Below are 13772 nucleotides of genomic sequence, written 5' to 3' on the forward strand. Positions count from 1 at the left end.
CGCGCCGTTCGGCGTTGCCGCAACCGTCAACGCCACCGGTTGTCTCCGCGGCCGTACCGGCCCGGCTCCCGCTGGCGCGGAGGCTCTGACCGCCACCGGGGCTCAGGCTGAGACTCTGACTGGAGCCCCGACTGCCACCGGGGCTCAGGCTGGGGCTCTGACTGGGGCCCTGACTGCCACTGAGGCTCGGGCTGCCACTGAGGCTCGGGCTGACGTTGCCGGGGCGGCCCCCACTCGGCGGACGCCGGGGGCAGCGCCGATCTGTCCGCCGGTTCGGACCACCCGCCCCCGCCATCGGCGTGGCCGCGTCCCGGATCGTCCCGACGGACCGTGGCCCACCGCTGGTCCACCCGGTATTCGGCACCACCGCGATCCGCGTGCGCCTGCGCCCGCTGCTCACCCAGCCGCAGTTCGTGCCCCCGCTCGTCCTCCCGGACGGCGGCCCAGCGGTTTCCGGCCCGCAGCTGCGACCAGTACTCGCCCTCCGCGTCGCCGCCCGCCGCAAGCTCCCCGCCCTGCTGGTTGCCGCCGCCGCGGTCAGACCGCTCACCGCCCCAGCCCGGGCCATCTGGCTGGTTGGCCCAGCCCTGGTCGTCCCACTGCGCTTCGGCCCGGGCGACCTCCGGCGGCTCGCCCAACCCATGATCGTCGCGCACCCACCCGCCCCGGTCCGACCACGACCGGTCAACGGAGTCGTCGGCGCCCGGCCAGGAGCGGCGCTCCCGGTCCCCGGTCCCGGCCTCGGCCCCGGAGCGGCGCTCCCCCTCCTCGGACCACGACGGTCTGTCTGGGCCGGACGGCCATCGTCGGTCATAGTCGCCGACGGGGGCGCTGGAATGGCTCCGGCCGCCGTCAACCACGGTGTGCCGGGTGACATGCACCGTCTCGGTATGCCGCACCACGCCGCGCAGGGGGGCCGCGTGCCGGCCATCCGGCTCCGGCGACCAGGCACCACCGTCAGCGCCGCCATAGGTGCCGGCGGTGCCGCCATGGGTGCCGGCGGCGCCGGCGGTGCCGCCATGGGTGCCGGCGGCGCCGGCGGTGCTGCCATAGGTGCCGGCGGCCCGCTCGGCGCCGGGCTGACCGGCGAAGCGGTCGCTGGCCCCATGCTCTCCGGCCGATGGGCGGAACGCGGCGTACGCCCCCGCCGCCCCGGCCGCGGAGTGGCCGCCCGGGGCGGGCGCCCGGGGCGGGGATTCATCCGCGCTGCTCCGGTCGCGCTCGTGGTCACCCCGGTGATCGGCATCCGGAACGGCCGCCCGCCCGGCCGGCACGTCCACCGGAGCCCGCGCCCGCTGCGCACCTCCGGTCTCGGCCGGTGCGGCGACACCGGCGTCGAGGCGTCGGCCGAGCGCGACAACCGCCTCCTGGGTGCGCTGCGTCTGGTCGAGCGCCTGATTGCCCCGTTGGGCGGCAGCCACGATCTCGCCGTGCAGCTCATGGCGAAGCCGTTCGATCTCGCCCCGCAGCTCTCCGGCTGGGGCAGCACCGTCGGGACGCAACGCGATCGACAGGCCGATCAGCACGACCGCCAGGATGGCCAGTACGGCGGCGACCCGTAACAGCCCGTTGCTGTCGGCGATGAGCACGACCAGCGCCGCCACCGGGGCGCACGCCACCCCGACCCGGAACAGTGCCGTGGGCAACCGCGAGTTACGTGTGTCATCGGTCACGGCCGGGACGGGCATGGCTGTGCAGCCTACCGAGAGTTGCGCCGCGTGGGAACGCCAGCGCAACGCGCCCTGCTCCTACGGGGCTCAGCCGGCGGTGAGGGCTCCATCGGAGGAGAAGACCAGACCCACGCTGACCTCGCCGGTCCGCAGAGCGTTCTTCGTCTGCGGACCGCCGGCATCCAGCGAGCTGAACGACCCGGCCCGGAAGTCATAGACCTCGATCAGCCCGGCCTGGCACTTCGGCCGCTGCGGGCACTCCGGCGGACCGGCCAGAACCGTCTCCTGGCCAGAGCACTTCTCGGCCAGCTCGGAGAGAGTCCGCACACCGTGTTGGTCGGCGAACGCCCGCGTGACGGCGAAGGCGTTCTGGTTCTGGGCCGCGGCCGGCGCGCCGAGGGCCAGGTTGGCCTCCGCGCCGAGCGCCGTCAACGCGGCGACCGTCTCGTCCAGGTTCGGCGAGGAGACCGGCTCGGCGCCCTCGCCGTTCGCCTTGGTGTTGAGGAACTCGGCCAGGGTGGCCGCGTACTCGGGGAAGACCTGAATCTCGCCCTTCTCCAGGGCGGGCTCGTAGAGTTCCCGGCTGCCGATCTGCTGCACCTCGACCTGGTAGCCGGCGGCGACCAGCACGATCTTGTAGAGCTCGGCGAGGGTCTCGCTCTCGCTGAAGTTGGCGGCCCCGACCTTGATCGTGCCGCCGGGCCCCTTCGCGATGCCGGCGGTGAGGTCGTGGGCGGTGGCGAACTCCGCCGCCGCGACCGCGGGCGTCTTGCGGTCCTCGTTCACGGCCTTGTTGAGCTGGATCAGCTTCGGCGTGTCCAGCGCGGCGGAGACCTGATCCAGGGCGGCGACGAGCGGCGGAGCCGCGGCATCGGCGTTGACCACGGGGATGATGTTGTCGCTGTTCTGCAGCGACTTGTCGTCGGTCAGCACGACCAGCTCGTCACCGGCCACCGGGGCACAGCCCACCCCCGTCGCCGCTGTCTCGGGCGCGTCCGTGCCCGACGAACCGGCCTCGCCGCAGCCGGTCAAGAGCCCGGCCGTGGTCAGGGCGCCAACCGCGCCGATCGCCAACCGTGTGCGTGCGTGCATGCCTGCCCGCCTTCCGTGTCCCGGCACGGCTCCTGCGCCGGCCGCGTGTCCGACGGGCGATCGGTGCCCGCGCTTCCCACCCAACATTCTCCAGCCGGGTACGACAAACTCCGGTCGGACTTCGTCACCGGATCGTCACCCGCTGCGGGGGCGAGGGCCCGAGCCAGCCGATGCGCTCTGCGAGCCCGGTCAGGCGCCACTGACCGCGTCGGCCGCGCGCCGCCCCGCCCGCCGGCCGCGGCTGCGCAGCGGGCGCGGGGTGACCAGCCGCTCGACCCGTGCCAACACCAGCTCCACCAGCAGGGCGAGCCCCGCCACCAGCAGCCCACCGGCGAGGATCTGCCCGCCGCCGGCGGCGATGTCCAGGCCGAACCCGGCCCGGATGATCTGCCCCAGGCCGCCCCCGTTGACGAAGGACGCCAGCGCGGCGGTCGCCACGACCTGCACCGCCGCGGTGCGAAACCCCGCCGCCAGGTACGGCACGGCGAGCGGCAGCTCGACCCGACGCAGCAGCTGCCCGCCGGAGAAGCCCATCCCGCGGGCCGCGTCCCGGGCCTCCGGATCCACCGCACGCACCCCGGTGTACGCATTGGCCAGCAACGGTGGGATCGCGAAGACCGCGAGCGCCACCACCACCGGGGGCCGGCCAAAGCCCAGAAAGGTCAACGGCAGGATGGTGAGCAGGGCCAGCGTCGGCACGGCCAGCGTCAGGTTGGCCACCAGCACGACCAGCCCGCCGCCGCGCCCGGTGTGCCCGAGCCAGAGCCCGATCGGCCACGCGACCAGGCAGCCCAGCAGCACCGCCGCCGCGGAGATGGCGAGATGCTCGCCGGTTCGATCCAGGATGCCGCCCGGATTTGTCCAGTTCAGCGGGTCGTTGAGCCAGACCACCGCCGCCTCGATCGGCCCCGCCGCCGCGGTCATGCCGCGCTCCGGCGACGCAGCCACGGGGTGAGCAGCCGCCCGGCACCGGCCAGGGCGAGGTCGAACACCAGGGCGAGCAGGACGCAGAGCAACGTACCGGTCATGATCTGCGCCTTGTAGAAGTTGTTCTGGAAGCCGGCGAAGATCAACTGACCGAGCCCGCCCCGCCCCACGACCACCCCCACGGTGACCAGCGCCACCGTCGAGACCGTCGCCAGGCGCAGCCCGGTGAGGATGCCCGGTAGAGCCAGCGGCAAGTCGATCCGGAACAACCGCCCCCAGCGGCCATACCCCATACCCTCCGCCGCCTCCCGCACCTCGGGCGGCACCTGGGTGAGCCCGGCGAGCGCGTTACGGACAATCACCAACAGCGCGTAGAGCACCACCACGGTGAGCACGGTCACCGCCCCGATCCCCAGGTACGGCGCGAGGAAGGCGAACAACGCCAGCGACGGAATGGTGTAGAGCACACCGGTGACGGCCAGGATGGGCCCGGCCAGAGCGCGGAACCAGTACGCGGCCACGGCCAGCGGCACCGCGATCAGCACCGCGATGAGCACCGCCCGCACGGTAAGCGAGGTGTGCTCGCGCAGTGCGGTGAGGATCGTGTCAGAGTTGTCCCGCACGTACTGCCAGGAGAACCACGGGTTACCCGGGTCGGCCCGGTAGCTCAAGCGGAAGGACATGTGTGGACGCTACCCCGCGGGGATCCGCCGCCGACGAGGCGCGTGCGGCCTCGATCTCCCTTGACAAGATCGGCAAGCGCTACCCGGACGGCACCGAGGCGGTCCACGAGCTGACCCTGGAGGTCGCCGCCGGTGAGCTGGTGGTGCTGATCGGCCCTTCCGGCTGCGGCAAGTCCACCGTGCTCCGGATGGTGAACCGCCTGATCGAGCCGACCGGCGGCCGGATCCTGCTCGACGGGGAAGACGTCACGCGAGTGGACCCGGTCCGGTTGCGCCGCCGCATCGGCTACGTGATCCAGAACGTCGGCCTCTTCCCGCACCAGACCATCAGCGCGAACGTCGCCACCGTGCCGCAGCTGCTCGGCTGGCCCCGCGACCGCCGCCGGCAGCGAGTCACCGAGCTGTTGGAGCTGGTCGGTCTGGACCCGGCTCAGTTCGGGACCCGCTATCCGCACGAACTCTCCGGCGGTCAGCGGCAGCGGGTGGGGGTGGCCCGGGCGCTCGCCGCGGACCCGGTGGTCCTGCTGATGGACGAGCCCTTCTCCGCGGTCGACCCGATCGTCCGGACCCGGCTCCAGGAGGAGTTCCTGCGGTTGCAGGCCGAGGTTCGCAAGACGATCGTGCTGGTGACGCACGACCTCGACGAGGCGGTTCGGCTCGGCGACCGGATCGCGGTGCTCTCCGAGGGCGGCCGTCTGGAGCAGTTCGACACCCCGGCCGCCGTGCTTGGCACGCCGGCCACCCCGTTCGTCCGGGAATTCGTCGGTGCCGACCGGGGCATCCGACGCCTGGCCGTCACCCCGGTCACCCGGGAGACGGTCGAGCCGCTCTCCGCCACCCCGATCTCCGCCGGACTCCCCACGGTGCCGCTCGGAGCGTCGGCATACGACGCGCTGGGGGTTCTGTTGACCTCCGCGGCGGACCGGGTGGTGGTGACCGACCAGGAGCAGCCCGTGGGTGTGCTCACCCGATCCCGCCTGCTCGACCTGGGTCACCCCGACCACCAGAGCCGGCCGCCCGTTCCCAACGGGGCGGTCACCCCCGCAGATAGTCGATGAAGGCCGCCCGCAGCAGCGGCGCCGACTCCTCGTAGCCGTGGCCGGTCAGCTCCCGCCACAGCGCCACCGCCTCGTCGACGGTCGGCCCGACCGAGTTCGGCGCGCCATCCAGGGCGGCGGCCTCGTCGGCGTTCGGCAGGTGTCGCAGAACCGACCAGAAGAACCGCACGTCACGGCGCTCCCGCGCCACCGCGAACGCCTGGTTGCGCAGCTCCTCGGTGGAGAGTGCGTCCAACTCCTCGAACGACCGGTCGGCGGGGAAGGTCGAAGGTGTGTCGGTCATGCGGCCGAGCCTAACCGTCGGGCTCCCCGCCGATCTGCCAGACGCAGGTCAGCGGCGACCTGCTGGGCGGGTCAGCGGCGACCTGCCGGACGGGGGTCAGCGGCGGCTGGGGTCCCAGTGCCGTCCGGTCCCCCAGTCCGGGAGCTCCCACTGATCTGTCGGGCTCTCGGCCGGCTGGGGCGGCAGGGTCGCGGCCCAGTCCGGGAGCGGCTCGGGCCGCCGCACGTTCCAGTCGGCAGGCAGCTGCTCGTCGGCATCGGGGCGGTCGGCGACCGCCCCCCGATCGTCCCGCGACCCCCCATACGCCTCGACCAACCGGGTGACCACCAGCCCCACCCCGAGCACCACCGCCCCGACCGCCCAGCGACTCGCGGAGAGGCCGCTCGCCTGCAGGTCCGCGAGGACGAGCGTGACCAACGAGACGGCCAGCAGGGTACCGAGGAGGCCACCCCGGCGGCCAAAGGCACTGGTGCCGGCGAGCAGCGCCGTTCCCACCGCCAGGACGGTCCAGTCCAGCCCCGACCCCACCGCGACCGGGCCGACGGCGGGAGTCCCCAGTAGGGAGCCGGCCAGCACGGCCAAGACGCTGGAGCCGACCAGCGCCCCGCCGGCCACCACCGGGGCCAGCACGCCCTGCCGGCGGGCCGGATCGGTAACCGGACGGGACCGGCCGACCAACCGACGGATCGGCCGTAACGCGCCGAACAGCCCGCCGAGCACGGCGAGCGCGGCGAACCCGGCGAACAGATAGAGCGCGTCGCTCGTCGGGTCGTAGCTGCCCTGCGGCAGAACCGGGTCACTATGCCGCTCGATGTACCCGACCAGCGCCGCGCCGGCGGCGAGGCTGGCCGCCCAGGCGGGGACGTGCAGTACCGTCACCACGAACGCCAGCAGCAGCCCACCGAGCACCCCGACGGCGAGCGCCGGGCCGAGGGCGGCCACCGCGCCCCGGTCCCCCTGCTCCGCCAGGTGCAGCGCCGCCGCGACGGCCGCCGGCCCGATCGCCAGATTCACCGCCGCGGCACGCAGGCTCAGCCCGGCGGCGAGGGCCAGCATCCCAAGGACGGCACCGTCAACGAGCAGCGACCGCAGGCCGTCACCCCGCAGTGTGTCCGGGTTGTCCCGCCAGAGCAGGTACGCGACTCCGGCCGCGCCCACCAGGAGCAGGAACTCCCAGACGACGTGCACGCCGAGCCGGTCCCGACCAGACTCGACCTGGACGGGATCCGGGCCAGGGACGACGGGGTGGGCACCGGGGGAGGGCTCCGCACTGCCTCGCACCGACTCGTCGTACCCCATGCAGCCGCCCTCCACTGGCCGTCCGTCCCGGGCCCGATGCGCGAAACGGTCCGGGGGGCAGCCGTTACTCTCCGGTGGCAGGCACCGTACCCGCGCGGCAAGCGCGGCGGAAGCCCAGGCTCAGCGCTGGCCGAAGCGGCCTTCCCGGTCGCCGGGCTCGCGGTCCTGGTCATCCTCCTGCTCCGGAACCCGGCAGGAGCGCTCCAACCAGAGCGCGGCGGCCACCAGCGCCAGGGCGGCGAGCAGGCTGCTCCCCGCCACGTTCCGGTCGCTCGCCGCGACCTGGGTGTCCTCCACGAACAGCCACCCGGTCAGGCCCGCGTAGAAGCCGACGAAGATCGCCCCCGCCAGCGCCGACGCCTTTGCCAGCACCACGAGGCGGGCAACCAAGAGCGGGTTCACCGGCTCCTTCCCCGGCCGGCGCGCGATCCGGGCCCGGGTGTTCACCGCGGCGTACGCCTCCAGCACGGCGAGCCCGGCCAGGGTGACCACCGGCAGCCAGGGCAGGTCGCCGGGGAGGTAGTCGTAGTAGAAGAAGCTGATCAGCAGCCACGCCACCCCGGCGGCGGCGAGGCCGGCGACCACCAGTGTGGAGATCCGGGTGGGGCCCATCCGGCCGGGGCCCGTGCCGTCCGGAGGTGATGACCTCGACTGCGTCATGCCCGCCGGCTCCGCTGCCTCATGCCGTTGACTCTAACCCCACTTCGGGGCAGGGACGCAGCTGCAACGCGTCCGCACCGACCGGCGCCGAGTTCAGCAGGTCGGTTACCCAGCCGTGGCCCGGCAGCCGCCCGTACGGTTGCAGGTCGAGCCAGGGCCGCAGGACGAAGGCGCGCAGGTGGGCGCGGGGGTGCGGCAGCGTCAGCTCGGGATCGTCCCGGAGCACTGGCGTGCCGTCCTGGGTCCAGACCGCGATGACGTCGACGTCGAGGGTGCGGGGCCCGAAACGCCGGGCCGGATCGCGCTCCCGGCCGGCCGCACGCTCGGCCGTCTGGGCCCGCGCCAGCCAGTCCTCCGGCGCCGCTGCGGGATCTACGGCCAACACCACGGCGTTCAGGTACGCGGGCTGGTCGCGGTCGCCCCAGGGCGGAGTCTCGTAGACGCCGGAGACCAGAAGCACGGACTCACCCAGCGCGGTGACCGCCGACCGCAGGTGGTCGGCCCGGTCGCCGAGGTTGCTGCCGAGCGAGAGCAGGGCGCGGGTCACGAGACAGACCTGGTCATGGTGACGGCCACGTCGGTGAAGCTACCCGAGATCGGAGCCTGCGGCTTGTGCACCGTCACCGTGGCGCTACGGACCCGGGGGTCGGCCAGACAGACCGTGAGGAGCCGGTCGGCGAGGGTCTCGATCAGATTGACCGGCTCCCCGGCCACCACCGCCGTCAGCCGCTCGGCCAACTCGCCGTAGTGGACGGTGTCGGCCACCTCGTCCGAACGGGCGGCCGGGGCGAGGTCCAGCTCCAGCAGCGCGTCCACGACGAAATCCTGCCCGTGCGCCCGCTCGAAGTCGTACACCCCGTGCCGGCCGTGCACCCGCAAGCCCGTCAGCTCGATCCGGTCGGCCATCACTGCTCTCTCCCGGCTCGGGCACCGCCGGCGGCGGCCGGCCAAGACGATCTGGTGGCGGCTGGCCCGGACGACCTGGTGGCGGCCAGCCGGGGCGATCCGGTGGCCCGCCAGACGGCCAGCGCGTCCGCGGTGGCGCGGACGTCGTGCACCCGCACTCCCCAGGCGCCGGCCGCGACCGCGAGCACACTGGTGGCGACGGTGGCGACCTCCCGACCCTCGATCGGCCGCGGCGTGCCGTCAACGGCGAGCAGCGCGCCCAGGTGGGACTTGCGGCTGGCGGCGAAGAGCAGCGGGTAGCCGAGCGCCAGCAGCTCCGGCAGCCGGGCGCTCAGCTCCCAGTTGTGGGCGGCGGTCTTCGCGAAGCCGAGCCCCGGGTCGATGACGATGCGGTCGGCCGCCACCCCGGCGGCGAGGGCCGCCTCGACCCGCTGCGCCAGCTCGGCCTTGACGTCGGCGACGACGTCGCCGTAGCGGGCCAGCTCCCGCATCTCGCGGGAGTGCCCGCGCCAGTGCATGAGCACCCAGGGACAGCCGGCGTCCCGGACCACCCGGGCCATGTCCGGGTCGGCGAGCCCACCGGAGACATCGTTGACCACCTGCGCCCCGGCGGTGAGCGCCAGCTCGGCCACCCGCGCCCGGGTGGTGTCGATGCTGACCGGCACGCCGGCGGCGGCCAGCTCGCGGATCACCGGTCGCACCCGGGCCGCCTCGATGTCGGCGGCCACCCGCTCCGCCCCGGGTCGGGTGGACTCGCCACCCACGTCCACCAGGTGGGCACCGTCGCCGTGCAGCCGCACGCCGTGTGCGATGGCGGCATCGAGATCGGCGTAGCGTCCGCCGTCGGAGAAGGAGTCCGGCGTGACGTTCAGGATGCCCATCACCACCGGGGACGCGGCCTGCACCAGATCGGTCACAAGGAGACCGTACCGGTCCTCGTTGGCGCTCCCACGCCGCCCGGCCCCGGGGCGCTGACATGCGCGTCGGTGCAGGTGTGGGGTCGGACGACCGAGTCGGATCGGGGTCATTCTTCGTGGCTTGTCGCAGACAGTGGGTGGCCGTACGCTTTGGAATTGCCGAGCATCGAGATGGCGAAGCCTGGAGGGAGGGCCGAAGCGGGAAAATCCGCCCAGCACCCACCCGCTCGTGGTGGGTGACGACCGCGGCGGCCTAGCCGCAACGTGAGCACCGTTCCCGCCAGGCATGCCTACTGCACCGCCGCGGCGCCGCCGGCCGCGAAATGGGGAGGTTTCCAGTGATCGCCATCGAGCTGACGGAGGCGGCATCGTCCGCCGCCCACGCTCTCACCGCCCTGAGCTCGACACCGCTCGCCGAGCCGGCGCCCACCGGCATCAACACCGAAGGCGTCGTCGCCTTCTTCGCCAGCAAGATCGCCCCGATCCTGTTGGCCGTCCTGGGCGTCATCTTCATCGGTCGGGCGAGCCGGGGCGAGATCTCCAAGGTACTGACGAGCTCGGCCATCGCGATCGTCGGCCTGGCCTTCATCGCCGGGGCCGCCACCCTCTTCTTCGTCGGTGACTACCTGATCGACCTGATCTTCGAATAGGCGCGGGCACGAGCATGCGGCTGCGCACCGACGACGACATCTACCGGGCTCGCCTGGTCTACCTCGGGCCCCCCGGCTACACCCTCCCGGTCCACCTCCCGTACGCCCAGTACGGGCTCTTCATGCTGCTCGTTCCCCTCTACATGTTCGTCCACTGGTTGTTCACGCTGCAGGTCGAGCTCTTCCCGGCGTGGGAGATCGCCCTCGCGATCGTGACCACCTCGTTCGTCTTCCGGTACGTCGACCCGGACCGGCCCGCGCGGATGGTGATCCACACCGCGCTGACCGACTGGCGGCGCACCCGGGAGCCGGCCGCCGAGCAACGCGACCCCCGCCTGGTCGGCAGCCGGATCAGGATCCGAGAGGAACTGGCATGACCGGGCAGTGCAACGACACGGGTGAGGCGGTCGCATGAGTTCCCACTACGCGCCGGGATCCCCGGCCGGGCAGTCGGCCGCGACCCAAGGTGACGCAGCGCAGTCTGTTGACTACGCCACGGAGCTCGAGGAGGCCCACCACGACCCGGCCCGGGCCACCTCCCCGGGTCACGGCGGAGTCGGTGTCTTCCAGGCCCCTCGCCCACTGCAGCAGCGGACGCCCACGGAGCCGACGCCGACCGGCGGCACCGACATCGACTCCCCCTTCCTCGACCTGTTCGGCGCGACCCGCCCGGCCCGGTCCGCCCCGGGCCGGGTAGCGACGCGCGAACAGCAGCCGACCATCCCCCAACAGCTCGGCGCCGGAGATCCGCCCGCCGCATCAACCGCTCCCGCCACACCCACCGCTCCCGCCGCACCGGCCGAGGTGGAGCGGTCGCCCGCCGGGTCGGCCCGGCGCTCCACCCGGGTACCGCACCAGGTCGGCGAACGGCTCGCCCCGGCAGCGACCGGGGCAGCGCCCCCGCCGGCAGCGACCGGGGCGGCCGCCCCGCCGCCAACCGGCACCGCGCCGCGGCGCCACCCCGGCGAACGGTCCGAGCCGGACAGCCGAGACGCGCCCCCGTCCGACCGGCGCTCCACCGGCCGTGGGGACCGCACCACCAAACCGGCACGAGTCCGGCCACCGAAGATCAAATTCAGGGACCGGGACCCGTCGGTGGAGCTGGCCATCACCGAGATCGCCGGCCACCTGACCTTCACCCCCAACACGGTCACCGCCTGGTACTGGCTACCCGAGGTACGCTGGGCCTTCCGCCCCGACGCCGAGCGGGAGGCACTGCTCGCGGCGATCTCCGAGCAGTACGCCGGGCTGGCCGGATTCCGCCTGCACCTGCGGCGCACCACCCGCCCCTTCCCGGCCGACGAGTGGGCCCGCACCATCGACACCCACACCCGGGCACCGCTCCCCGACGTCCCGGGGACACCGAGCTGGGCAGATCACCTGGTTGCCGCGCAGCGGCACCTGCACTCGGTCAACCACGCCGAGGGACAGACGTACCTGGGGGTGACCTTCGCCCGGCGCTCGTTGGGCAACTCGCTGGTGGAGCGGGTACGACGCAGCTTCGGTCGCGGCGTCGCCGAAGGCGAACGACGCAAGCTCGGCCGCACCGTCGAGCAGTTCGACGAGGTGCTGGGTGCCTTCGGTATGCGCGGACGCCGGGTCACCACACCGGAGCTGGAGTGGCTCCTCTACCGCTCGGTGGCGCTCTGCATGGCCCCGCCCGGGCGGCTCTCCCCGGTCACCGACGGGCACTGGGAACGCGGCGACCTACTCGCCCTGACCGAACAGGTGGAGCGCTACCGCACCCCGTACGGGTCCACGGTCAAGCTGGTCAACCGGATGACCGGGGAGGAAGGGCACGTCGCCGTCCTCGCCGTGGGCCGGATGGAACCGCTGGAAATCCCCGAACGACACGAGCCCTGGCTGCACTTCCACGAGCGCCTGCCCTGGCCGATGGAGCTGTCCAGCCGGGTCGACATCCTCGGCTCCGGCGACTCCTTCCGGAACCTGGAGCACCGGCTGCGGATGATCCGCTCCCAGCAGCTCGACTACGCCGAGCACGGCATCGACGCCCCACCCGAGTTGGAGCGCCTCGCGGAGCGCGCCCTGGTCATCGGCGACGAGATGACCACCGGGCTGCCGGTCGAATCCGCCCGCGCGCACGGCTGGCACCGGCTCGCCGTCGGCGGGCGGACCCGAGAGGAGTGCCTGGAACGCGCCCGGCGGCTGATCCAGCTCTACTCCCGAGAGCTACGGGTCTCGCTCCAGCACCCGAAGAACCAGGACTGGCTGGCCCGCGAGTTCATCCCCGGAGAGCCGATCGCCAACACCGGCTACGTCCGCCGGATGCCGGTCAACCTCTTCGCCGCCGCGCTCCCGCAGGCCGCCTCCACCGTCGGCGATCGCCGGGGCGACCTGATCGGGCGGACCGCCGGCACCTGCCGCCGGCCGGTCTTCCTCGACCTACACTTCCCGATGGAGGTCCGGGAACGCTCGGGGCTCGGGGTCTTCGTGGCCGAGCCCGGCGGCGGCAAGTCCACCCTGCTCGGCGCCCTCGGCTACCTCGCCGCCCGCCGCGGCGTCCAGGTGACGCTGCTCGACCCCTCCGGCCCGCTCGCCCGGCTCTGCGCCATGCCGGAGCTGGCCCCGTACGCACGGGCGCTGAACCTGACCGGCTCCGAGCCCGGCACCCTCGCCCCGTACTCGCTGATTCCCACGCCGCTGCGGAGTGAGTTCAGCGCCGGTGACGCGGGCGATCGGGAGTTCGAGATCGCGGTCTCCAACGCCCGGGCCGAGCGCCGGATGTTGGTCCAGGACATCTGCATGATGCTGGTGCCGCCACAGGTCGCGCGGGAGGCCTCCACCGCCACGCTCTTCCGGCACGCCGTGCGCCAGGTGCCGGCGGAGGAGACAGCCACTCTGGACGATGTGGTCGCCACCCTGGGCAAGCTCGACGACGACGCCGGCCGGGAGCTGGCCAACCTCCTGCTGGACACCGCCGAGATGCCGCTGGCCATGCTCTTCTTCGGTCGCCCCCCGGAGGGGCTGCTCGGGCCGGACGCCACCCTCACGGTGATCACGATGGCCGGCCTCCGCCTCCCGGACCTCAAGATCGAGCGAGAGTACTGGTCGGCGGAGGAGGCGCTCGCCCTGCCCATGCTGCACACCGCGCACCGGCTCGCCGTCCGCCGCTGCTACGGCGGCTCGATGTCCTCGCGCAAGCTGGTCGGGCTGGATGAGGCGCACTTCATGGAGGGTTGGCGTTCGGGGCGGTCGTTCCTGGTCCGGCTGGCCCGGGACTCCCGCAAGTGGAACCTGGCCGCGTTGGTCGCCTCGCAGAACCCGAAGGACATCCTCGGCCTCGACGTACAGAACCTGGTCTCCACGGTCTTCGTCGGGCGGATCGCCGAGGACGAGGAGATCGCCTCCGAGGCGCTGCGCCTGCTGCGGGTCCCGGTCAACGACGGGTATGAGGCCACCCTCGCCTCCCTCTCCGCCGCCGACAGCTCCTCGGCCGCCCGCCTCGGCTACCGCGAGTTCGTCATGCGCGACGTGGACGGGCGGGTGCAGAAGGTCCGGGTCGACGTCTCGTACGTCGATGGGTTGCTCGAGCACCTCGACACCACACCGGCGGCGATCGCCGCCGCGGCTGGAGTGCTACCCGTCGTAGCGGATCTGGAGGCGTGA

14 protein-coding genes are annotated in these 13772 nt (G+C 73.2%); 4 read left to right on the forward strand and 10 right to left on the reverse strand.

Annotated elements, in window-relative coordinates:
- Positions 1-26 precede the first annotated feature (26 nt).
- The 4 genes from AC1UKG_RS16245 to AC1UKG_RS16260 form a co-directional block, all read right to left on the reverse strand.
- Positions 27-1688, reverse strand: coding sequence for a hypothetical protein (locus AC1UKG_RS16245; protein ID WP_482642453.1), 1662 nt, complete (start codon positions 1686-1688; stop codon positions 27-29).
- A gap of 69 nt (positions 1689-1757) precedes the next feature.
- A complete protein-coding gene (locus AC1UKG_RS16250) occupies positions 1758-2762 on the reverse strand; it encodes a glycine betaine ABC transporter substrate-binding protein (RefSeq protein ID WP_018745209.1) in 1005 nt (334 codons plus the stop codon).
- Positions 2763-2951: 189 nt separating this feature from the next.
- The gene (locus AC1UKG_RS16255; protein ID WP_018815110.1) at positions 2952-3686 is read right to left on the reverse strand and encodes an ABC transporter permease subunit; all 735 of its coding nucleotides are present in this window, start codon (positions 3684-3686) and stop codon (positions 2952-2954) included.
- Positions 3683-4372, reverse strand: a complete 690-nt coding sequence (locus AC1UKG_RS16260) for an ABC transporter permease (RefSeq protein ID WP_018745207.1) — start codon at positions 4370-4372, stop codon at positions 3683-3685. The genes AC1UKG_RS16255 and AC1UKG_RS16260 overlap by 4 nt, the downstream gene beginning before the upstream one ends.
- Positions 4373-4374: 2 nt before the next feature.
- Between AC1UKG_RS16260 and AC1UKG_RS16265 the strand changes: the two genes are divergently transcribed.
- Positions 4375-5430, forward strand: a complete 1056-nt coding sequence (locus tag AC1UKG_RS16265; RefSeq protein ID WP_018745206.1) for an ATP-binding cassette domain-containing protein — start codon at positions 4375-4377, stop codon at positions 5428-5430.
- On the opposite strand, the gene AC1UKG_RS16270 is transcribed toward AC1UKG_RS16265, so the two are convergent.
- The 6 genes from AC1UKG_RS16270 to folP all read right to left on the reverse strand — a co-directional run bounded on the left by AC1UKG_RS16270 (position 5408) and on the right by folP (position 9495).
- Positions 5408-5713 carry a hypothetical protein gene (locus AC1UKG_RS16270; RefSeq protein ID WP_018745205.1) on the reverse strand — a complete coding sequence of 102 codons (306 nt, stop codon included), beginning with the start codon at positions 5711-5713 and terminating at the stop codon, positions 5408-5410. The two genes, AC1UKG_RS16265 and AC1UKG_RS16270, sit on opposite strands and share 23 nt — an antisense overlap.
- Positions 5714-5809: 96 nt before the next feature.
- Positions 5810-7012 (reverse strand): ABC transporter permease, encoded by a 1203-nt coding sequence (locus AC1UKG_RS16275; protein WP_033662898.1) that lies wholly within the window; start codon positions 7010-7012, stop codon positions 5810-5812.
- Between the two features lie 120 nt (positions 7013-7132).
- Positions 7133-7624: a DUF3180 domain-containing protein gene (locus AC1UKG_RS16280; RefSeq protein WP_018745203.1), complete on the reverse strand. Its 492-nt coding sequence runs from the start codon at positions 7622-7624 to the stop codon at positions 7133-7135.
- 67 nt (positions 7625-7691) lie between these two features.
- Positions 7692-8219, reverse strand: a complete 528-nt coding sequence (gene folK, locus AC1UKG_RS16285; protein WP_482642452.1) for a 2-amino-4-hydroxy-6-hydroxymethyldihydropteridine diphosphokinase — start codon at positions 8217-8219, stop codon at positions 7692-7694.
- Positions 8216-8578: a dihydroneopterin aldolase gene (folB, locus tag AC1UKG_RS16290; protein ID WP_018745201.1), complete on the reverse strand. Its 363-nt coding sequence runs from the start codon at positions 8576-8578 to the stop codon at positions 8216-8218. Before folB ends, folK begins: the two co-directional genes overlap by 4 nt.
- On the reverse strand, positions 8578-9495 hold the full coding sequence (gene folP / locus AC1UKG_RS16295) for a dihydropteroate synthase (RefSeq protein ID WP_018815105.1): 918 nt from the start codon (positions 9493-9495) through the stop codon (positions 8578-8580). The genes folB and folP overlap by 1 nt, the downstream gene beginning before the upstream one ends.
- A 338-nt stretch (positions 9496-9833) precedes the next feature.
- Between folP and AC1UKG_RS16300 the strand changes: the two genes are divergently transcribed.
- From AC1UKG_RS16300 to AC1UKG_RS16310, 3 genes are read left to right on the forward strand one after another with little or no spacing between them, the layout of a single operon-like run.
- Complete coding sequence (locus tag AC1UKG_RS16300; protein WP_018731401.1) at positions 9834-10145, forward strand: hypothetical protein; 312 nt, start codon at positions 9834-9836, stop codon at positions 10143-10145.
- 14 nt (positions 10146-10159) lie between these two features.
- Positions 10160-10522, forward strand: coding sequence for a hypothetical protein (locus AC1UKG_RS16305; protein WP_018217477.1), 363 nt, complete (start codon positions 10160-10162; stop codon positions 10520-10522).
- A 34-nt stretch (positions 10523-10556) separates the two neighbouring features.
- Complete coding sequence (locus AC1UKG_RS16310; RefSeq protein WP_482642451.1) at positions 10557-13772, forward strand: ATP-binding protein; 3216 nt, start codon at positions 10557-10559, stop codon at positions 13770-13772.

It is taken from the genome of Salinispora sp. CH2A1_6 (genome assembly GCF_056820975.1).

Bases quoted from the DNA above. Each gene is read 5' to 3' on its own strand.
- AC1UKG_RS16245 (WP_482642453.1), bottom strand. From the start codon at position 1,688: ATGCCCGTCCCGGCCGTGACCGATGACACACGTAACTCGCGGTTGCCC.
- AC1UKG_RS16250 (WP_018745209.1), bottom strand. From the start codon at position 2,762: ATGCACGCACGCACACGGTTGGCGATCGGCGCGGTTGGCGCCCTGACC.
- AC1UKG_RS16255 (WP_018815110.1), bottom strand. From the start codon at position 3,686: ATGACCGCGGCGGCGGGGCCGATCGAGGCGGCGGTGGTCTGGCTCAAC.
- AC1UKG_RS16260 (WP_018745207.1), bottom strand. From the start codon at position 4,372: ATGTCCTTCCGCTTGAGCTACCGGGCCGACCCGGGTAACCCGTGGTTC.
- AC1UKG_RS16270 (WP_018745205.1), bottom strand. From the start codon at position 5,713: ATGACCGACACACCTTCGACCTTCCCCGCCGACCGGTCGTTCGAGGAG.
- AC1UKG_RS16275 (WP_033662898.1), bottom strand. From the start codon at position 7,012: ATGGGGTACGACGAGTCGGTGCGAGGCAGTGCGGAGCCCTCCCCCGGT.
- AC1UKG_RS16280 (WP_018745203.1), bottom strand. From the start codon at position 7,624: ATGGGCCCCACCCGGATCTCCACACTGGTGGTCGCCGGCCTCGCCGCC.
- folB (WP_018745201.1), bottom strand. From the start codon at position 8,578: ATGGCCGACCGGATCGAGCTGACGGGCTTGCGGGTGCACGGCCGGCAC.
- AC1UKG_RS16305 (WP_018217477.1), top strand. From the start codon at position 10,160: ATGCGGCTGCGCACCGACGACGACATCTACCGGGCTCGCCTGGTCTAC.
- AC1UKG_RS16310 (WP_482642451.1), top strand. From the start codon at position 10,557: ATGAGTTCCCACTACGCGCCGGGATCCCCGGCCGGGCAGTCGGCCGCG.